Below are 18,269 nucleotides of genomic sequence, written 5' to 3'. Positions count from 1 at the left end.
ACGTTGCGGGGCTGTCAACTCCCCTGATCCTGGCACCTCGGGACGTGCCAAGTCTCGGTTCAGCGACATGGTTAACAATGGCTGGGTGGAAGCAAACCCAGCCGAGCCCCAGCCTTCGCCTCGCCTTTCCGCCCGGGAGGGCCGGTCACCGCGCGACATGATCATGTCGCTGTTGGTGCTGCTGGTGCCGATCGCGCTGTGCCTCACCTTCTACCGGGTGGTGCTCGACGGCGACAAGCCGATCTCCATCGACCCCGCCGAGACGATCCAGCTGGCCGAGCGGGCTTTCCCGGTGGCCCAGCCGCGGGGGCTCGACGAGGACGACTGGCACGTCGCGTCGGCCGTCTTCGGCCGCGTCGACGGCGGGGCCACGCTGCGCCTCGGCTACGTCGGCCCGTCCGGCAAGGCCATGCAGCTGATCCAGAGCACCGTCGCCCCGACCACGCTGATCCCGGCCGAGGTCGGCGACTCGGGCAAGCGGACCGGCGCCTACCGCACCGACGAGCGGGTGTGGATGCAGTACTCCGGCCGGCCCGGCGAGACCGCGCTGATCTTCACCGAGCCGACCCGGACCATCGTGATCATCGGCGACGGCGGCGACACCGAGAACCTGGAGAAGCTGGCCTCGGCACTGCCCTAGTCGTCGGCGCGGGCAGCGCGGGCGGTCTCGATGCGCTCGCGGGCGCCGTCCAGCCAGCGGCGGCACACATCGGCCAGCTTCTCGCCGCGCTCCCACAGGGCCAGCGACTCCTCCAGGGTGCCGCCGCCCTGCTCCAGGCGCTCCACCACGCCGGCCAGCTCGGTGCGGGCCTGCTCGTAGGTCAGGTTCTCGTCGGTCATCAGCTCTCCACCACCGCAGCCTGCAGCTCGCCCTCGGCGAGCCGGATCCGAAGAAGGTCACCCGCGGACACCTCGTCCGCGGAGCGGACCACGTGACCGTCGGGGCGTTGCACGATCGCGTAACCGCGCTCCAGGGTCTTGGCGGGCGACAGGGCCCGCAGCCGGGCCAGGGTGTGCTCCAGCGCGTCGTCGGCGCGGCGCAGCCGGTGCTCCACGTTGCGCCCGGCCCGGTCGCGCAGCGCCGTCACCTCGGCGCCCCGCTGGTCGAGCAGCACCTCGGGCCGGGCCAGCACCGGCCGGGACCGCCACGCCTCGATCCGCTGCCGCTCCCGGTCGATCAGGGTGATCACGGCTCGGTCCAGGCGGGCCCGGGCGTGGGTGATCAGCTTCTGCTCCTCGGCGAGGTCGGGCACGATGCGCTTGGCCGCGTCGGTCGGGGTGGACGCGCGCAGGTCGGCCACGTAGTCGAGCAGCGGCGTGTCGGTCTCGTGGCCGATCGCGCTGACCACCGGGGTGCGCGCCGCGAACACCGCCCGGCACAGCGCCTCGTCGGAGAACGGCAGCAGATCCTCCACGCTGCCGCCGCCCCGGGCGATGACGATCACGTCGACGGTGTCGTCGTGGTCGAGCACCTTGAGCGCGTCGATGATCGGCGGCACCGCGGTGGCGCCCTGCACCGGCACGTTGATCACCCGGAAGTCCACCGACGGCCAGCGGCGGCGCGCGTTCATCAGCACGTCGCGCTCGGCGGCGCTGGCCCGGCCGGTGATCAGGCCGATCCGCCGTGGCAGGAACGGCAGCCGCCGCTTGCGCTCGCGGGCGAACAGGCCCTCCGCGGCGAGCAGGCGCTTCAGCTTCTCCAGCCGGGCCAGCAGCTCGCCGAGGCCGACCTGGCGGATCTCGTCGGCGCGCAGGCTGAGCGTGCCCCGGGCCGGGTAGAACTCCGGCTTGGCGTGCATCGTCACCCGGGCGCCCTCGGACAGCTCGGGGGCGCCGGCGTCGAGCACGTCACGGTGCGCGGTCACGGTGAGGCTCAGATCGGCCGACGGGTCACGCAGGGTCAGGAACACCACGCCGGAGCCGGGGCGGCGGCTGATCTGCGCGACCTGCCCGTCCACCCACACCCAGCCGAGCTTGGCTATCCAGCCGCCGATCTTCTGGCTGACCACGCGGACCGGCCACGGGTCCTCGGGCGTGCTGCGCGCCGTGCTGTCGGGCTCGTTCACCCGGCCAGACTACGTAAGCCCTCCGACATTCTCGCCGGTGCGATCCTCGGCGACGTCCATCGTGCGGGGCTCGGCGTGGCCGCCGTACCGGGTCAGATCGACCGGCGTGCGCCGCTCCGGAAGGAGAGCCTCGACGAGCGCGATCGCGGCCAGCACGAGCAGTCCGGCACAGGTCCAGAAGATCAGGTCGGCGACCAGATACTTGACGTCGACGTGCACGCCGTCGTCGATGCCCAGGAACGGGTACGGAAACCCGTGCCGCTCCGGGTACTCCGCCATGCAGCACCGCGTCGTGGTGGGGACGGTGGTCGCCGCCATCCCGGCCAGGGTGAGAACGACGCCCACCAGGATCCCGGGCCGGCTCGGGATCAGCCGCCGCCGCATCAGCAGCAGCACGCCGCCGGCCACCAGGGCCAGGTGAAAGACCAGGTAGGCGTCGGTGAGGCCGCCGTCGGCCTCGACCGCCAGGTTCAGCAGGCCGACGCCGAGCAGGAACCACCCGGCCATCACGCGGAGGACGGCCGGAATCGAGGGCCACAACTCCGCGTTCACGTACCGATTATCAAGCCGCCAACCGCGTATCCGGGCCAAAACCGGCTTACCGGTTGCGGATGGCTCTCCCGACGAGACCGATCAAAACCGCCAGGACCATGCCCGCGTACGCCCAGACGACCAGGTCGACGAGCAGATCCGACGGGTAGACGCCCCACGACTCGGCCCGGGCCAGCCGGATCGCCTCGTCCTCCGTGTCGGCCACCGCGCCCCGGCCCAGCCAGGTCAGCGGCCAGCCACGGGACTCGGAGAAACTGAACATGCAGCAGACGCCGCCGGCGTACACGGTCAGGCCGGCCAGAGTTCCGGTCACCCCGGCCGCCCCGGCGGCGACCGAGACGGGCCGTCCGGACAGCCCGAGCCGATGCCACAGCAGCAGCACCAGCCCGCCGGCGGCCACCACGGCACCCATGAACGCGTCCGTCAGGTCGCCGCCGTTCGGGCTCATGACCAGCCAGAACCCGCCCACGAGCAGGCTCATCAGGCCGATCCCCGCGCGGGCCGGCCCCACCAGGTCGACCTTCTCGGTCACCGTCATGCGCGCAGTATGGCAAGGCCGCGCCAGCTCCGGTTGTGGCGCTGATCGCACGGAGGCGGGGCGCGGGAACGGGCACGTACCATGGCCGGGTGACTGAACCTCGTAAGCGGGTGTTGCTCGCCAAGCCGCGTGGCTACTGCGCCGGTGTCGACCGCGCCGTGCAGACCGTCGAGGAGGCGCTGAAGCTCTACGGCGCCCCGGTCTACGTGCGCAAGCAGATCGTGCACAACAAGCACGTGGTCAGCACCCTGGAGGCCCGCGGCGCGATCTTCGTCGAGGAGAACTTCGAGGTCCCCGAGGGCTCGACGGTGGTGTTCTCCGCCCACGGTGTGGCGCCCGAGGTGCACGACCAGGCCCGTGAGCGCAACCTCAAGGCGATCGACGCGACCTGCCCGCTGGTGACGAAGGTGCACCACGAGGCCAAGCGGTTCGCCGCCGCCGACTACGACATCCTGCTCATCGGTCACGAGGGCCACGAGGAGGTCATCGGCACCTCCGGCGAGGCTCCCGAGCACATCCAGCTCGTCGACGGCCCCGACGACGTGGACAACGTGGTGGTCCGCGACCCGGCGAAGGTGGTGTGGCTGTCCCAGACCACGCTCAGCGTCGACGAGACCATGGAGACGGTGGCCCGCCTCAAGAAGCGGCTGCCGCTGCTCCAGTCGCCCCCGAGCGACGACATCTGCTACGCCACCTCGAACCGGCAGCACGTGATCAAGGAGATCGCGCCGGACTGCGACGTGGTGATCGTGGTCGGCTCCACCAACTCGTCCAACTCGGTCCGCCTGGTCGAGGTGGCTCTCGGCGCCGGCGCCCGCGCCGGTCACCTGGTCGACTACGCCTCGGAGATCCAGGACGAGTGGCTGGCCGGCGCCACCACGGTCGGTGTCTCGTCCGGCGCCAGCGTGCCCGACGACCTGGTCATGGAGGTGCTGGCGCACCTCGCCGAGCGCGGCTTCGGCGAGGTCACCGAGTTCACCACGGCCGAGGAGCGGCTCACCTTCTCCCTCCCGCAGGAGCTGCGCCGCGACATGAAGGCCGCGGGGAAGATCAGCTGAACTCGGGCGCCTGCGGCTGACGGGGAGCGGTCTCCACCTGTACGGGCGGGAGCAGCTCCTCGTCGGAGACGCCCATCTCGGCCAGCTTGCGGGCGCTGACCAGCACCCGCGACTCCAGTGAGCCGACCGCCCGGTTGTAGGCGCCGACCGCCGCGGACAGCGATGTCCCCAGCTTGTCCACATGGTCGCCGAGGGTGGACAGCCGCCCGTAGAGTTCCCGGGCCAGCCCGTGGACGGCGGCCGCGTTGCGGGTCAGCGCCTCCTGCCGCCACGAGTAGGCGACGGTCCGCAACATGGCGATCAGCGTGGCCGGGGTGGCCAGCACGATGTTGCGGCGGAAGGCGTGCTCCATCAGTGCCGGATCCCGTTGCAGGGCGGCGTCCAGGAACGGGTCGGCCGGCACGAACAGCACCACGAAGTCGGGCGCCGACTCGAACGCCGACCAGTACCGTTTCCCGGACAGCGCGTCCACGTGCAGGCGCAGGTGGCGGGCGTGCTGGTCGAGGTGCCCGTCGCGGGTGTGCTCGTCGCGGGCCTCCATCGCCGACAGGTAGCCCTCCAGCGGGGCCTTCGCGTCGACCACCACGGTCCGCCCGCCGTGCAGCCGGACCACCAGGTCGGGCCGTACCCCCTGATCGTCGGTGGCGGCCGTCACCTGCTCGGCGAAGTCGCAGTGCTCCAGCAGCCCGGCCGCCTCGACGATGCGCCGCAACTGGTGCTCCCCCCAGCGGCCGCGGACCTGCGGGGCCCGTAGCGCGGCCACCAGCTGCCGGGTCTCGGTGCGCAGCTCACCCGAGACCGCACCCATCGACCGCACCTGTTCGCGCAGCTCCGCGTAGGCGTCGACCCGGTCGTGCTCGAGCTGGGCGACGCGCTGCTCGTACCGTTGCAGGGTGTCGTGCAGCGGAGCGACGGCCCGGGCCACCGCCTCCTGCGACTGGACGGTCGCCTCATAGGACAGAGCCCGCAGCGACTGCTCCAGCCGCTGCTCACCCTCCCGGGCGGCCGCGAGCGTCGCCTCCAGGCGGGCGATGTCGGTGGCGGCGCGGGCCCGGGCGGCGAGCCAGCCGATCGCCGCCCCGGCGGCCAGACAGGCGAGGACCACGGCCAGTGTCGAGAACGTCACCACCGCAGATTGCCAGAAAGCCCGGACAGGACAGGCGGGGGTAGCGTGGAAAACATGATGCGCGTGTTGCTGATCCTGGCCATCGTCGCGATGGTGCTGCTGTTCATCGCCGCCGTGCAGCGCACCGGGCAGGCCCGCCGCCAGACGCAACTCGACGACGCCCGAGCCGAGGCCGAGCGGTGGTATGAGCGGCTCGGCGGCCAGGTGATGAACCTCAGCTCCGACGACCCGGCCGCCCGGCAGGCGCTCGCCGACGCGGGCGAGCGCTACAACGCCGCCGGCGGTCAACTGCGCCAGGCCAATTCGGTCCGGCAGTTCGCGCTGGCCCGGGAGTCGGCGCTGGAGGGCCTCACCTATGTGCGGGCCGCCCGCCTGGCGATGGGCCTCGACCCGGGCCCCGACCTGCCGCCGCTGCACGCCGCCCAGGGCGCCGGGCAGATCACCCAGGAGCGCGAGGTGACCGTCGAGGGGCACTCGTACAAGGCGGGGCCGCGGCCGGGCGCCGACACCCCGTACTACTACCCGGGCGGGCGGGTGCAGGGCCGGGCGGTGCCGGCCGGCTGGTATTCGACGCCGGTGTGGAAGACGGCGCTCGGCGCCGGCGCCGGTGTTCTCGGCGGCATGCTGATCTTCGACGCGCTGCTGTCACCCGGATTCGGCGACATGGACTTCGACGGCGATGCCTTCGGTGGGGATGTCGGCGATTTCGGGGACTTCGGGGACTTCGGCGGCGACTTCTAACCCCGCGTGTGGCGGGCGATCTCGCGGCGCAGCTTGCGCGGGCCCGGCCAGATCTGGGTGAGGTCGGCGGTGAACACCGGACCGCGCGGGCTGTCGGCCAGCGCCGGGCCGCCGACGGCGCCGCCCTGCACCGGGTGCACGCGGTCCATGCCGGCCGGCAGCACCTCGAGCACGGTCCGCAGCCCGTCCCGGCGGAACACCACGGCCACGATGTCCCCCCAGTCCAGCATGATCGGGTCGGAATCCTGCGAGGCCAGCTCCAGGCCGGCGGACGACACCCGCACCCAGGTGTTGAGGGCGGCCCGGGCGGACACCGCGTAGGCGCCGGCGAAACCCGCCCCGATCAGCGCCGCCTGGAGCCCGACCACCCACCACGGATCGCCGGTGCCCCCGGCGATCCAGTCGACCAGCGGGGACACCACCAGGTAGGCGGCCATCAGCACGGCGAACACCACGACGAAGGTCCGGGCCCGCGACGACCGGAACACCACCGCGTCACGGGCCGGAGCCCGAACCTCCTCAGGGGTGAGCGACATGCCTCCCATGGTGGCCGCCCCGCTCAGAATGCGCAGGCGATCACCAGCTCCGGGGTGCGGTCCCGGAGCAGATCCAGCTTGCCGATCCGGCCGGCCGCCCGGAAGTCGCCGTCGATCAGCGCGAGCCGGTCCAGCATCTCCGCCGGGCCGAGCGCCTCGGCCAGCGGAATCTCCGTCCGCATCGACAGCTTCCGGTCCGACTTGGCCCGGCGGACCTGCCGCAGCGCCTCGCCGGCCAGATCCAGCAGGCCCGGATCGCTCTCCGGCGCCACCCGGGTCAGTTCGTACCTCGTCGGCCAGGTCGAGCGGTGCACCGAGCCGTAACGCCACCACGACCAGACCTCCTCGGTGACGTACGGCAGGAACGGCGCGAACAGCCGCAACAGCACCGACAGCCCGGCCGCCAGCGCCGCCCGGGCCGAGTCGCCCCCCGGGCCCCGCGCGTACGCCCGATCCTTGACCAGCTCGATGTAGTCGTCACAGAACGTCCAGAAGAACGCCTCGGTGGCCTGCAACGCGTCGGTGTGCTGGTACTCGTCGAACGCCGTCGTCGCCGTGACGATCACCTCGGCCAGCCGGCCCAGCACGGCCCGGTCCAGCGGTTCGGTGACCGGCTGCCGCAGCGCGTCCGCCGCGCCCAGCCCGAGCGCGAACTTCGACGCGTTCAGCAGCTTGGTCGCCAACCGCCGCCCGACCTTCAGCTGCGCCGGCTCGAACGCCAGGTCGGCGCCCGGCCGGCCACACGCCGCCCAGTAGCGGACCGCGTCCGACCCGTACTGTTCGAGCAGCTGGATCGGTGTCTCGACGGCGTTGCCCAGCGACTTGGAGATCTTCTTGTGATCCGGGTCGAGGATCCAGCCGGACAGCACGGCCCGCCGCCACGGCAGGGTGCCGCCGAGCTGCTCGGCCCGCAGGACCGAGGAGAACAACCAGGTCCGGATGATCTCCTGCCCCTGCGGGCGCAGATCCATCGGGTACGTGCGGGCGTGCAGGTCGGCGTCGGTGCTCCAGCCGGTGACGATCTGCGGAGACAGCGACGACGTGGCCCACGTGTCCATGACGTCCGGGTCGGCGGTGAACCCGCCCGGAACGTCCCGCTGATCCTCGGTGAAACCGGGCGGGCAGTCCGACGACGGGTCCACCGGCAGCGCCGCGTCGTCCGGGACGAGCAGCCGGGTGTGGTCGGGCTCGCCGTGGGCGTCCACCGCGTACCAGATCGGGATGGGCACGCCGAAGAACCGCTGCCGGCTGATCAGCCAGTCCCCGGTCAGGCCACCCACCCAGTGCTCGTAGCGGTGCCGCATGCTCTCCGGCGTCCACCGCAGCTCCCGGCCCCGGGCCAGCAGCCGCTCCCGCAGGCCGGCGTCGCGCCCACCGTTGCGGATGAACCACTGCCGGCTCGTGACGATCTCCAACGGCCGGTCGCCGCGCTCGTAGAACTTGACCGGATGCGTGACCGGGCGCGGCTCACCGATCAGATCGCCGGACTCGCGCAACAGCCGGACCGTCTCGGCGCGGGCCGCCGCCACGGTCAGCCCGGCCAGCCCCCGGTAGGCGGCGACCGGGACACCGGGCGGGGCGTCCGGCAGGAACCGGCCGTCGCGGCCCAGGACCACCCGCGTGTCCAGAGCCAGGTCGCGCCACCAGGTGACGTCGGTCAGGTCGCCGAACGTGCAGACCATCGCCATCCCCGTACCCTTGGCCGGGTCGGCGAGCGGGTGGGCACGGACCGGGACCTCGACGTCGAAGAGCGGGGTCCGGACGGTGGTGAGACCCGCGAAGCGGGGATCGTCCGGATGACGCACCAGGGCGACACACGCCGCCAGCAGCTCCGGCCGGGTGGTGTCGATCTCGACGGGCCCGTCCGGGCCGTGGAAACGCAGCCGGTGGTACGCCCCCGGGCGCTCCCGGTCCTCCAGCTCGGCCTGGGCGACCGCGGTGCGGAAACCGACGTCCCACAGGGTCGGGGCCTCCGCCGTGTACGCCTGACCGGCCGCCAGGTTCGCCAGGAACGCCCGCTGCGAGACGGCCCGCGCCGTCGCGCCGATCGTCGTGTAGGTCAGCCCCCAGTCGACCGACAGCCCGAGCCGCCGCCACAGCGCCTCGAAACCCTTCTCGTCCTCGACAGTCAGCCGATCGCACAGCTCGACGAAATTGCGCCGGGAGATCCGCTCCTCACCGCCGCCCGCCGACGGCTCCCAAGCCGGGTCGTAGGGCAGCGACGGGTCACATCGGACACCGAACAGGTTCTGCACCCGGCGCTCGGTCGGCAGGCCGTTGTCGTCGAAACCCATCGGATAGAAGACGGTCTTGCCGCGCATCCGCTGAAAACGGGCGATCGTGTCGGTGTGCGTGTACGAGAAGACGTGCCCGACGTGCAGTGAGCCGGATACGGTCGGCGGAGGTGTGTCGATCGCGTACACGTCGGCCCGCTCCTTGGAACGGTCGAACGCGTACGTGCCCTCCCCCTGCCAGCGCGGCGCCCACCGGTCCTCGAGGCCGTCCAGCGACGGCTTCTCGGGGAGACCGTGACGCCCGGTTCCCGTATCGGTCATGCCGGTCAGCGTAGGACCACCGGGCCGGTCCGGCCAGGCGTTTCCGCCGTCCCTCCGCACTGGACGGCAACCACCCGGACCGGCTCTAAGGCCGCGGCCGGGAGCCGCGCCGGACCCAGCCCTGGCCCTCGACCCACACCCACTGGCCGACCTGATGACCGTTCGCCAGCAGCGTGGACGTCTTCTGCGCCGCCGGCGTCTCGTCCGCGGCCACCCGCGGAGACGGCGTCCTCGAGCCCGGCTTGCGATGCTGGAGGGCGTCGTACCAGTCGCGCATGGTCGGCCGCTGCTTCGCGTCGTCGGAGAAACTCGCGTCCAGCAGGTCCGCGGCGGTGTCGCCGATCCGGGCCTTCAGAACGCCGCGTGCCCGCGCCGGATCCCGGCTCACCGCGCCACCCCGGCCGTTGCTGAGGATCCGCACCGTCATGAGGGCGAACTTGTACACGTCCGTGGCCGTCGTCTGGATCGCCCACCGGCTGCGCAGCCGGTCCAGCATCTCCACCGGCGGGGACGGCGACGACCGCGACGCCCGTTGCAGGGCCGCGCTGGCCAGCAGCGCCTCCGGTGGCTGCCAGTTCGGGGTGTGCGGCTGCATCCCGAAAACCGCCCGGTTGCCCTTGATCCGGGCGCTGTCGACATCCACCACCATGATGCTCGGCCGGGCCGGATCCGGGTCGTAGATGATGTTGCGGCCGGAGATGTCGCCCACCACCACGTTCTGCTTGTGCATCATCCCGTACGCCGCCGCGATCGCCCGGATCAACCGGATCCGCGCCGGCAGATCGACCCACGCCAGCCCCTTCCGCGCCGACGTCACGTCGTCGCCGAACAGCGTCTCCACCTCACGCGGCTTCCGGTTCACCCCGCCGGCCCGCTTGGTGAACTCCTGGAAATACCGCTCCGGGATCAACCGCATGATCACCCCGTCGGCGGCGCCGGAATCGTCCAGCACCACCGACACCGGCCAGATGATCCGTGCGTCCCACGCCTCCCGCTGCTCCTCCGGCAGCCGCTCCCGGAACCGCACGAAATTCGACAGACCGGTGCCCAGCGACGGTCCCGCGCTCTGCTTCGTGGCCTCGTTGTACTTCTTGTAGACGAACCGCTCGTCACCCAGGCCCGGCAGCCGCAACTCCGGGGCGAGATAGACGGTCGCCGTGCCGCCGCGGGCCAGCTCGTCCAGACGGCCGAGCTGTCCCAGCGTCAACTCCAGCGGAGCGGTCATCTCCCGCTCCGGACCGGGCCCGGCCACACCACCACGGCGGTACGGTCGTCGGTGAACGTCTTCCGGTAGAACGCCAGATGCTGCGCGAACGCCAGCAGATCCGGAGGCGTGTGCCACTGCGTGCCGAGGAACCGGCTCACCGCGCCCCGGGCCGCCCCCAGCGGATCACCGAGCCCGTCCGTCATCATGATCAACGGCTGGCCCGGCTCCAGATAGAACGGCTTCGCGTGCACCGGGGTGTCAGCCGGCAGCGCCTTCACCGAACTGGAGAAGATCGCCTCACCCTCGTTCTTGATCATCGTGAGCGGCAGCCAGTGCCCGTCCTGCACCACGAACGCCGCCGAATCACCCGCCACATTCGCCAACATCGCCCGAAACGTGCCGTTCGGCGACGGCTCCGTCGCCACCACGAACGCCAGCGCCGTCCCCGACATGATCAGCCGGGCCTGCGCGAACGGCACCGGCTCCGCCGGATCCACCGGCGGCGGCCCACCCCGCTTCTGCGCCGACTTCCGCAGGTACGGCCGGGCCAGCTCACACACCGCGGCATTCGCCGACCGGACCGCGTCCTTCCACCGGATGCTCCCGATCTCCTCCGGCCAGCGCCCGCTGTCCGCCGACGGCGGCGACGCGATCAGGTGATCCACCAGGGCACGGCTGATCCGCTCACAGATCGCCGCCGCCGCCTCGTGCGAACGCGTCCCCTGCGACACCCCGTCCGAGATGCACCCCACCAGCCAGTCCTGATCACGGGTGAAATGCACGGCGTACGCGTCCTGCCGCGGCTCACCCCGCTCCTGATGACTGATCCCGCGCACCGACGCCGCCCGATACGAGATCGAGCCGATCTCCGCGCCGTCGATCACCGTGTCCGGCGGCGGATTGCGGAACTTGTGCGGCACCCGCGGCCGCACCGCCGGCTGGTTCCCGGCGTCACCGACCACCCAGCGGTCGTTCGGATACCGCTCCCACGGACGGGCCCGATCCTCGTCCCCCTCGAGCCGCCGCGGTGCGGGCGCCGTGTCCCACTCCTCCTCCGGAGCGGTCACCTCGCCGCCGGACGGGGGCTCTTCCTCGTGGCGGCGCGGTTCCTCGTACCCCTGTGGGTCTCGCTCTCGGCCCTGTGCGCCGCGACCTTGGCCTTGTGCGTCTTGCTCCGGGCCCTGTGCGTCGCGCTCTTGGTCGTGTGGGTGCTGCTCCTGGCCCTGTGTGCCGCGCTCCTGGCCCTGTGGGTGCCGCTCTTGGCCCTGTGCGCCGCGCTCCTGGCCCTGTGGATGCCGCTCTTGGTCCTGTGGGTGCCGCTCCTGGCCTCGCGGGTCGCGTTCGAAGTGCCCGCCCCCGTCGTAGCCCTGCCCGCCCCCGTCGTAGTGGTGTGGTGGCGTCTCGAACGGCACCGGCTCGGCCGACTCATAAGGATCCTGCGGCGGACCCGGATCGGCATACCGCGCGTCCTCGTCCAGCTCGTCGTACCGATCCACCTCATGCCGGCGCGACACATACACCTGACCCGGCCCCGGTGGGCGCCGGACCGGTGCCAGCGCCTCCAGCTCGGAAAACGCCCGGCCGGACGGCCCGCTCTCCGGCGGCTCCTCCCAGGTCTCCTCCCACGACTCCGGCCGGTTCGCCGGGACATGCGGCGGGTAGTCCACCTTCGTCGGCTCGGGCTCCTGCGGCTTCCTCCGATTGACCATGCCGATCCGTCGTCCCCGCGCTAGATCCAGTCGTCCAGGTCGTCGTCGTCCGGAGGCACGAACCCGCCCGCCGCACCCGCGTCGTTCACCGACGTCGCCGACGCCACGATGCTGCTGATCAGCACCTCGGCGATCTGCTTGATCGCCGTCGCCGCGTCACCGTCCCCGTTGTAGACGTAACTGCGCATCGCCTTGTTGCTCTCCGCAGGCTTCGGCGACACCCACGGATCCAGCACCGCCTTCGACAGCGACGCCGTCACCCCGAACGGAATGATGTTGGGACGGCCCCGGAAGCCCGGATCGGTCAGATCGTTGAACGCCGCCTGCACATCAGACATGTTGTCGGTCGGCGCGCCGTCGGTGATGAAGAAGACCGCCGGCCGGTAAACCTTGTAGCCGTCGCTCTTCAACTGCGCCAGATCGTGCTCGATGTCCTTACGAAGCTGGCGGAAGGCCGCCGCATACGACGTGCCGCCTCGGGCCGTGAAATTCGGGATGCTCTCCACGTCCCGCAGATCCCCGAGCGGCAGAACGGTCCGCGCGTCATCGGCGAAGTCGAGCGCACCGAACCGCACTATGTCGCCGAGCGTCGGGCTCTCCTCGATCGTGTCGATGACCTCCGGAAGAATCTTGTTCACCGCGTTCAGCGGCGCGCCGTCCATCGAATAGGAGACGTCGACCAGGAGATAGAACGCCAGAGCCAGAACCCTGTCGTCGTTTGCTTGTCGTGAGTCGGCCATATCCGCTCCTGCGCTGCTAGGTCAGGAATTGTGCTGGCAAAGTCGGGGATCCCGCCCCACGATGAAGATCAATAGCTGCGACGTTGTGCGTGAGCCTATCGAGGCCCGCCCACCCGATGCCAGATTCGCCCCTCCAGGTTGGACGCCAACCCGGCGAAATCACCGATTCGGCTGCCGCCTACCGGACGATCATCCACATCCTCGACCGCATCACGTGATCCGCATTCTCCGATCATGGAAACGAGCCGTTCCGGCGTACGTGATCGAGCATCGCCCGGACCCCCAACCGCTGAGACGCGGCCCGCGCCGCCCGGAAACCGTCCCCATAGACCGGTCCCGGATCCTCCGCGATCCGGCGCCGCTCCACCGCGGCCAGCGGATCCGGCTGATCCCGCAACCACGCGTAGGCGAGCAGTTGACAGAGGCCCTCCGCCACCGGCGGCGGCAACACCCCGAAACCCTGCTGCGCCAGATAGGCGTGCATCACCTCGTGCGCCACCGTCGAACCGAACTGAACCAACGGCAGATCCCGCACCACCATCAGATCCAGCACCCGGGTGCCCATCGAAATCGTCATACCCAGCGCGTTCGCACCCTCCGGGTGATGGCCGCGCAACTCGTCGCGCCCCACCAGCCGCACCCGCACCGGCGTCGTCGTCCGGATCGACAGCGCCCGGATCCGTTTCGCGATCGGCGGCAGCACCCGCTTCACCGCGGCCTGATCCCGCACCGCCGTCGCCGCACAACGACCGCACAACGGAATCTCCATGGCCAGTCTCGGATCCGACGGCATGCCACAGCACAGGCACGACCGCTCGCCCACATGCCGGGCGCAATACGTCTCCCCGGTCGCCGCCCGATAGAACGACGACGTCATCGGCCGGCCGCACACCGAACAGACGTGCACCACCCTCGACGCCAGACGACGATAGGCGGCGAGCCACTCCGCGAACCCCATGACACCTCCGCGCGGCGGTCACGTGCAGTGTGCCCGCCCCGCGCCAGCGCCTCAATCGCCCGACTCGTGCTTCAGCAGCCACTCCTTCACCCCCAGACCCCACCGGTAGCCGCCCAGCGAACCGTCCGTCCGCAGCACCCGATGGCATGGCGTGAACAGCGCCACCGGATTGCGGGCACACGCCGCCGCGGCCGCCCGCACCGCCGCCGGACGCCCCGACAACTCGGCGAAAGCCGTATAGGTCACCGGGGCGCCCGGCTTGATGCCCCGCATTACTTGCCACGCCTGCCGCATGAACGCGCCGGCCGTGTGCTGCTCCACCGGCACCGCGTCGATCGCCGTCAGGTCACCATCGAGATATGCCAGGACGGACTCGTCGGCCGCGGTCGCGTCGACCGCCTGCACCGGCTCCAGCAGCATCGGATGCACCAGGCTGAGCAACTCCGGCACATCGGTCGTGAAACCGGCCGCCCGCACCGCCCCGGCCGCGCTGACCACCAGCGTGAACGGGCCGACCGGAGTGTCCACCGTCGAATACTTCAACATCGTCTTCTCCTCACGAGGGGCCACCAGCGTGGCGCGTTTTCCGGGGGCGTGGGCGGAAATCCGGTCCGCCTGTGGACAACCGGGACAGCGGGGCCGCCAATGTGGACAACGCCTCGTCCCGGGGTGGAACGGGGTAGATTCCGATTCAGGCCGCGCGCCAGAGACGGATCAACGCGTAGGAACGCCAGGGACGCCAACGTTCCGCGTGTTCGGCCAATGCTCCGGCCGTGTCCGGCAGACCCAGCGCCGTGGCGCCGCGGCGGGCGGCCAGGTCGGTCGCCAGGAAGACGTCGGGGTCGCCGGTCGCGCGCATGGCGATGTAACCGGCGGTCCACGGGCCGATGCCGGGCAGGCCGGTCAGGCGGGCGGCGGTCTCCGCCCGGTCGGCGCCGGGGTCCAGGTCGAGCTCGCCGTCGGCCACCGCCCGGGCCAGGGCGCGGATGGTGTCGCGGCGGGCGGCCGGCATGCCGAAGGCTTGGTCGGGCAGGTTGGCGACGGTGTCCGCGGCCGGGAAGCCGGCCAGGCGGCCGGGCGTGGTATCGGTTTGGGGGATGGGGGTGGGTTCCCCCGAAGCCGAAGCCGACGCGAAACGCAGTATCCGCCCCAGCGTCGTCCGAGCCCCCGCCACACTCACCTGCTGCCCCACCACCGCCCGGACAGCCATCTCGAACCCGTCCACCGCCCGCGGCACCCGCACCCCCGGCTCCGCCGCCACCACCTCCCGCAATCCCGGATCCGCCCCCAACATCGCATCCACCGCCACCGGATCAGCATCGAGATCGAACAACCGCCGGCACCGAGCCACCGCCGGCGCCAGATCCCGTACGTCCTCGAGCCGCAGCGTCGCGTGCACCCACCGGTCTCCCGGCCGCAGCGCGACTTCCGCGCCGCCGTGCGGCAGGTTCAGCCCTCGCCGGTACGTCTCCCCGTCCACCTCGTCCACGCCAGGCAGGGTCCGGGCCGCGAAGAACGACAGCAGTGCCTCCGCGTGCAGCGGCTGCCGGTACGCGAGCCGCAGGTTGACCACTCCCGCCTCGCCCCGTTCGGCGGGCCGCCGTTCCCGCAGTTGGCTGGGGGCCTGCGCGTACACCTCGAGCATGGTGTCGTTGAACTGCCGCACACTTCCGAACCCGGCGGCGAACGCGATGTCGGCGAGCCCGAGGTCGGTCGTCTCGACGAGGATGCGTGCGGTCTGGGCGCGCTGGGCCCGGGCGAGCGCGAGTGGTCCGGCGCCGAGTTCGGCGGTGAGCATCCGGTGCAGGTGCCGTTCGGTGTAGCCGAGTCGACCGGCGAGTCCGGGTACTCCTTCCCGGTCGACGACGCCGTCGCCGATGAGCCGCATGGCCCGTCCGACGGTGTCGGCGCGGCTGTCCCATTCCGGTGAGCCGGGGGCGGCGTCGGGCCGGCACCGTCGGCAGGCCCGGTAGCCGCCGCGCTGTGCGGCGGCCGCGCTGGGGTAGAACGAGACGTTCTGGCGTTTGGGGGTGACGGCCGGGCAGGACGGCCGGCAGTAGATGCCGGTGGTGCGTACGGCCGTGTAGAAGCATCCGTCGAACCGCTGGTCGCGGCTGTCGACGGCCCGGTAGCAGCGTTCGAAGTCCAGCTCCATGCCGTCGAGTCTGCCCCGCTCCGGCCTGTCTCGGCTGGCGGGATTCGGACACAACCGTGCCGGTCAGTGCCGGCTCCACCACCGGGGCGCGTCGAGGTCGGGCGCGTCGGGCGCCGGGTTCCAGTACGGCACGGCGAGCCGTTCGGCGAGCTGTCGCCCGATGTCGTCACCGTCGCCGCCTCGGCAGGCGTGGAGGCGGTGCCCGGTGTAGCGGGGGTTTTCGGGGCCGGGCCGTTCGACGACCGCGACGATGTCTTCGATCCAGCCGAACGTGTCGCCGTCCCAGACGAGTTCCACGGCATGGACGGGTCCGGCCATGACAGCGCGCGCCGCGAGGTCGTCGATCGTCGGCGCCGGTGGCTCGGGTTCGATCTCGCCGGGCGCGGCGAGCTCGTCGCGGCGCTGGAGAACGATTTCCAGGGCGTCGTTGAGTCCGGGTCGTGTCTCCGGCGGGAAGCTGTCCCGGTAGACCTTGACGGCCTGGATGATCTGGCCTTTCCGGAGGTGCTCGTCCACGTCGAACAGTGTCCTACCAGAGGGCGAGCTGCCCGGGGAGGGGATCGGTGTCGAGTGGGCCGTCGAGTCCCCACAGGTGTACGCCGTCGTCGGTGCTGGTCAGCCATGTGCCGGGCTCTGCCGAGCGGACGATCTGGTACGGCTCACCGGGCCGGGAGTAGTCGAGGACCGAGCGGGGCTGGAGTGTGTCCGCGCAGAGCAGGACGTGCCGCCACCACCAGGCGGAGTGGTCCTCGATGCCGGCGACGACGAGGTTGCCGGAGACGTTGACGGCGTCTCGGGACAGGATGGCGTCCGGTCCGCCGATCTCCTCGTCGCTGCGGGTGGCGGTCACCGCGCCGGTCGTCACGTCGCGCATGGTGAGCCGTCCGGCGGCGGCTGCCAGGTAGCGGGATCCGTCGGAGTGGCTGTCGAGGAAGCGGGATGGGAGTTCGGTCGCTCGTACTCCGGTGCGGTCGGCGGTCAGCAGCCAGTCGCGTAGGCCGGAGCCGTCCGCGTGCCGTAGTTGCACGACGGCGCGGTCGTCCGCGAACGCGGTGATCAACTCGACCACCGCGTTGTCGGGTCCGAGCCGTGTTTCGCCGACCGGCTCGCCTGTCGTGCGGTGCATTGCGGTCGTCAGGTCGCCGGCGATCGTCCACAGCAGGTCGCCGCTGAAGACGCAGGCTCTGACGCCGGGTACGGATCGGCGCCAGATCGTGCGGCCACGGAGGTCGGTGGCGGTGATCTCGTCGTCGCCGATCAGGGCGAGATGCCGGCCGTCGGTGTGCGGGAAGCCGTCGTCAATCGGGTACGTCGCGGTCACGTTGAGCCGCCGGTCGAGAACCCAGAGGTGGTCGGCGTTGTAGTGCGTGGTCATCCATCCGCCGGTGGCGATCGGCCAGAACTCGCCGGGGTGGCCGGTCGTCTCGGCGATCAAGCGAGGGCGCATGTCCGGAGACCCTACTGTCAACCGTGGTTGACGCGGATCGCGGCTGTCAACTACGGTTGACAGCATGAAGGTGATGGCGGCAAGGACGGACATCCGGTGGCGCGCCCTCGGTGGCGGCCCCAAGGTCGTGCTCCTGCACGGCGGCATGCAGACCTCGGCGAACTTCACGAAGCTGGCCCAGGCCCTCGCGCCCGACTTCACCGTCTACGTCCCGGACCGGCGCGGCCGCGGGCTCAGCGGTCCGGCCGCGCCCGGCCACGGCCTGCGCGCCGAGATCGACGACCTGGCGGCGCTGCTCGACGAGACCGGGGCGCGCAACGTGTTCGGCCTCAGCTCGGGCGCGGTGATCGCGCTGCGCGCCGCCATGGAGCTGCCGATCGAGCGGCTCGCGCTCTACGAGCCGCCGCTCAAGCGCGGTGACCACGACCCGGTCGCCTGGCTGCCGAGATTCGAGAAGGAGCTGGCCCGGGGTCGCCGGGCCGCTGCGTTCGTCACCGTCGTCAAAGGGACAGGCGATCTCCGGTACGCGCCTCGCGCGGCCCTGATACCGATGATCGGCCTGGCCTTGCGCGCCGGCGAGGGCCGCCGGATCGGCGACCTGATCCCGACGATGCGCCTGGACGCGGCGGTCATCGAGGACGCGGCCGGCCCGCTGAGCACCTACGCGGGCGTCACGGCGGAGACCCTCCTGCTGGGCGGCGAGCGCTCCCCGGCGTACCTCACCGGGGTCTTGAACGGCCTCGAGCCGGTCCTGCCGCGAGTGCGGCGGGTGACCCTGACCGGCGTGGGTCATGTCGCCGCCGACGACAGCGGCCGACCCGGGCTGGTCGCTGCCGAACTGCGGAAGTTCTTCTGTTAGTCACTGCGTAGACTGGCGTTCC

The 18,269-nt window shown here is 71.4% G+C and carries 19 protein-coding genes; 4 read left to right on the top strand and 15 right to left on the bottom strand.

The window, feature by feature from the left end; translation table 11 throughout:
• Positions 1 to 67: 67 nt before the first annotated feature.
• Positions 68 to 640, top strand: a complete 573-nt coding sequence (locus tag J5X75_RS23275; protein ID WP_274383618.1) for a DUF4245 domain-containing protein — start codon at positions 68 to 70, stop codon at positions 638 to 640.
• On the opposite strand, the gene J5X75_RS23270 is transcribed toward J5X75_RS23275, so the two are convergent.
• From J5X75_RS23270 to J5X75_RS23255, 4 genes are read right to left on the bottom strand one after another with little or no spacing between them, the layout of a single operon-like run.
• Complete coding sequence (locus tag J5X75_RS23270) at positions 637 to 840, bottom strand: exodeoxyribonuclease VII small subunit (protein ID WP_208469612.1); 204 nt, start codon at positions 838 to 840, stop codon at positions 637 to 639. The genes J5X75_RS23275 and J5X75_RS23270 overlap by 4 nt on opposite strands.
• Positions 840 to 2,066 carry an exodeoxyribonuclease VII large subunit gene (xseA, locus tag J5X75_RS23265; protein WP_208469611.1) on the bottom strand — a complete coding sequence of 409 codons (1,227 nt, stop codon included), beginning with the start codon at positions 2,064 to 2,066 and terminating at the stop codon, positions 840 to 842. Before xseA ends, J5X75_RS23270 begins: the two co-directional genes overlap by 1 nt.
• A 9-nt stretch (positions 2,067 to 2,075) precedes the next feature.
• Entirely contained in the window at positions 2,076 to 2,618 is a 543-nt protein-coding gene (locus tag J5X75_RS23260; RefSeq protein ID WP_208469610.1) for a hypothetical protein, read from the bottom strand.
• 46 nt (positions 2,619 to 2,664) lie between these two features.
• Positions 2,665 to 3,156 carry a hypothetical protein gene (locus tag J5X75_RS23255; RefSeq protein WP_208469609.1) on the bottom strand — a complete coding sequence of 164 codons (492 nt, stop codon included), beginning with the start codon at positions 3,154 to 3,156 and terminating at the stop codon, positions 2,665 to 2,667.
• Positions 3,157 to 3,245: 89 nt separating this feature from the next.
• Between J5X75_RS23255 and J5X75_RS23250 the strand changes: the two genes are divergently transcribed.
• A complete protein-coding gene (locus tag J5X75_RS23250) occupies positions 3,246 to 4,214 on the top strand; it encodes a 4-hydroxy-3-methylbut-2-enyl diphosphate reductase (RefSeq protein ID WP_208469608.1) in 969 nt (322 codons plus the stop codon).
• Here the strand turns inward: J5X75_RS23250 and J5X75_RS23245 are convergent.
• Complete coding sequence (locus tag J5X75_RS23245; RefSeq protein WP_208469607.1) at positions 4,207 to 5,340, bottom strand: DNA recombination protein RmuC; 1,134 nt, start codon at positions 5,338 to 5,340, stop codon at positions 4,207 to 4,209. The two genes, J5X75_RS23250 and J5X75_RS23245, sit on opposite strands and share 8 nt — an antisense overlap.
• A 54-nt stretch (positions 5,341 to 5,394) precedes the next feature.
• On the opposite strand from J5X75_RS23245, the gene J5X75_RS23240 reads away from it, so the two are divergent.
• On the top strand, positions 5,395 to 6,081 hold the full coding sequence (locus J5X75_RS23240) for a hypothetical protein (RefSeq protein ID WP_208469606.1): 687 nt from the start codon (positions 5,395 to 5,397) through the stop codon (positions 6,079 to 6,081).
• Here the strand turns inward: J5X75_RS23240 and J5X75_RS23235 are convergent.
• The 10 genes from J5X75_RS23235 to J5X75_RS23190 all read right to left on the bottom strand — a co-directional run bounded on the left by J5X75_RS23235 (position 6,078) and on the right by J5X75_RS23190 (position 17,388).
• Positions 6,078 to 6,617 carry a hypothetical protein gene (locus J5X75_RS23235; RefSeq protein ID WP_208469605.1) on the bottom strand — a complete coding sequence of 180 codons (540 nt, stop codon included), beginning with the start codon at positions 6,615 to 6,617 and terminating at the stop codon, positions 6,078 to 6,080. The genes J5X75_RS23240 and J5X75_RS23235 overlap by 4 nt on opposite strands.
• 23 nt (positions 6,618 to 6,640) lie before the next feature.
• Entirely contained in the window at positions 6,641 to 9,172 is a 2,532-nt protein-coding gene (gene valS / locus J5X75_RS23230) for a valine--tRNA ligase (RefSeq protein ID WP_208469604.1), read from the bottom strand.
• An 85-nt stretch (positions 9,173 to 9,257) separates the two neighbouring features.
• The gene (locus J5X75_RS23225; RefSeq protein WP_208469603.1) at positions 9,258 to 10,397 is read right to left on the bottom strand and encodes a protein kinase family protein; all 1,140 of its coding nucleotides are present in this window, start codon (positions 10,395 to 10,397) and stop codon (positions 9,258 to 9,260) included.
• Positions 10,394 to 12,088 (bottom strand): protein phosphatase 2C domain-containing protein, encoded by a 1,695-nt coding sequence (locus tag J5X75_RS23220; protein ID WP_208469602.1) that lies wholly within the window; start codon positions 12,086 to 12,088, stop codon positions 10,394 to 10,396. The genes J5X75_RS23225 and J5X75_RS23220 overlap by 4 nt, the downstream gene beginning before the upstream one ends.
• Positions 12,089 to 12,108: 20 nt before the next feature.
• Positions 12,109 to 12,828 (bottom strand): vWA domain-containing protein, encoded by a 720-nt coding sequence (locus J5X75_RS23215; RefSeq protein ID WP_208469601.1) that lies wholly within the window; start codon positions 12,826 to 12,828, stop codon positions 12,109 to 12,111.
• A gap of 232 nt (positions 12,829 to 13,060) precedes the next feature.
• Positions 13,061 to 13,786, bottom strand: a complete 726-nt coding sequence (locus J5X75_RS23210) for a protein DA1 (RefSeq protein ID WP_208469600.1) — start codon at positions 13,784 to 13,786, stop codon at positions 13,061 to 13,063.
• Positions 13,787 to 13,837: 51 nt separating this feature from the next.
• Complete coding sequence (locus J5X75_RS23205) at positions 13,838 to 14,332, bottom strand: methylated-DNA--[protein]-cysteine S-methyltransferase (protein ID WP_208469599.1); 495 nt, start codon at positions 14,330 to 14,332, stop codon at positions 13,838 to 13,840.
• 145 nt (positions 14,333 to 14,477) lie between these two features.
• Positions 14,478 to 15,941 carry a DNA-3-methyladenine glycosylase 2 family protein gene (locus J5X75_RS23200; RefSeq protein ID WP_208469598.1) on the bottom strand — a complete coding sequence of 488 codons (1,464 nt, stop codon included), beginning with the start codon at positions 15,939 to 15,941 and terminating at the stop codon, positions 14,478 to 14,480.
• Positions 15,942 to 16,004: 63 nt separating this feature from the next.
• Positions 16,005 to 16,457, bottom strand: coding sequence for a hypothetical protein (locus J5X75_RS23195; protein WP_208469597.1), 453 nt, complete (start codon positions 16,455 to 16,457; stop codon positions 16,005 to 16,007).
• A 13-nt stretch (positions 16,458 to 16,470) separates the two neighbouring features.
• Positions 16,471 to 17,388 (bottom strand): hypothetical protein, encoded by a 918-nt coding sequence (locus J5X75_RS23190; RefSeq protein WP_208469596.1) that lies wholly within the window; start codon positions 17,386 to 17,388, stop codon positions 16,471 to 16,473.
• Positions 17,389 to 17,461: 73 nt separating this feature from the next.
• Here J5X75_RS23190 and J5X75_RS23185 point away from each other — a divergent pair, with 73 nt between their 5' ends.
• Positions 17,462 to 18,247, top strand: a complete 786-nt coding sequence (locus J5X75_RS23185; RefSeq protein WP_238488918.1) for an alpha/beta fold hydrolase — start codon at positions 17,462 to 17,464, stop codon at positions 18,245 to 18,247.
• The last annotated feature ends 22 nt before the right edge of the window (positions 18,248 to 18,269 follow it).

This window comes from Actinoplanes flavus, assembly GCF_017592555.1.
Lineage (GTDB): Bacteria > Actinomycetota > Actinomycetes > Mycobacteriales > Micromonosporaceae > Actinoplanes > Actinoplanes flavus.
Note: the sequence above shows the minus strand (reverse complement) of the source record. Positions and strands in the feature narration are given on the sequence as shown.

Excerpts from the sequence above, each read along its gene's own strand:
- J5X75_RS23275 (WP_274383618.1), top strand. The coding sequence starts at position 68 with ATGGTTAACAATGGCTGGGTGGAAGCAAACCCAGCCGAGCCCCAGCCT.
- J5X75_RS23270 (WP_208469612.1), bottom strand. The coding sequence starts at position 840 with ATGACCGACGAGAACCTGACCTACGAGCAGGCCCGCACCGAGCTGGCC.
- J5X75_RS23255 (WP_208469609.1), bottom strand. The coding sequence starts at position 3,156 with ATGACGGTGACCGAGAAGGTCGACCTGGTGGGGCCGGCCCGCGCGGGG.
- J5X75_RS23240 (WP_208469606.1), top strand. The coding sequence starts at position 5,395 with ATGATGCGCGTGTTGCTGATCCTGGCCATCGTCGCGATGGTGCTGCTG.
- J5X75_RS23235 (WP_208469605.1), bottom strand. The coding sequence starts at position 6,617 with ATGTCGCTCACCCCTGAGGAGGTTCGGGCTCCGGCCCGTGACGCGGTG.
- valS (WP_208469604.1), bottom strand. The coding sequence starts at position 9,172 with ATGACCGATACGGGAACCGGGCGTCACGGTCTCCCCGAGAAGCCGTCG.
- J5X75_RS23225 (WP_208469603.1), bottom strand. The coding sequence starts at position 10,397 with ATGACCGCTCCGCTGGAGTTGACGCTGGGACAGCTCGGCCGTCTGGAC.
- J5X75_RS23220 (WP_208469602.1), bottom strand. The coding sequence starts at position 12,088 with ATGGTCAATCGGAGGAAGCCGCAGGAGCCCGAGCCGACGAAGGTGGAC.
- J5X75_RS23215 (WP_208469601.1), bottom strand. The coding sequence starts at position 12,828 with ATGGCCGACTCACGACAAGCAAACGACGACAGGGTTCTGGCTCTGGCG.
- J5X75_RS23210 (WP_208469600.1), bottom strand. The coding sequence starts at position 13,786 with ATGGGGTTCGCGGAGTGGCTCGCCGCCTATCGTCGTCTGGCGTCGAGG.
- J5X75_RS23205 (WP_208469599.1), bottom strand. The coding sequence starts at position 14,332 with ATGTTGAAGTATTCGACGGTGGACACTCCGGTCGGCCCGTTCACGCTG.
- J5X75_RS23200 (WP_208469598.1), bottom strand. The coding sequence starts at position 15,941 with ATGGAGCTGGACTTCGAACGCTGCTACCGGGCCGTCGACAGCCGCGAC.
- J5X75_RS23190 (WP_208469596.1), bottom strand. The coding sequence starts at position 17,388 with ATGCGCCCTCGCTTGATCGCCGAGACGACCGGCCACCCCGGCGAGTTC.
- J5X75_RS23185 (WP_238488918.1), top strand. The coding sequence starts at position 17,462 with ATGGCGGCAAGGACGGACATCCGGTGGCGCGCCCTCGGTGGCGGCCCC.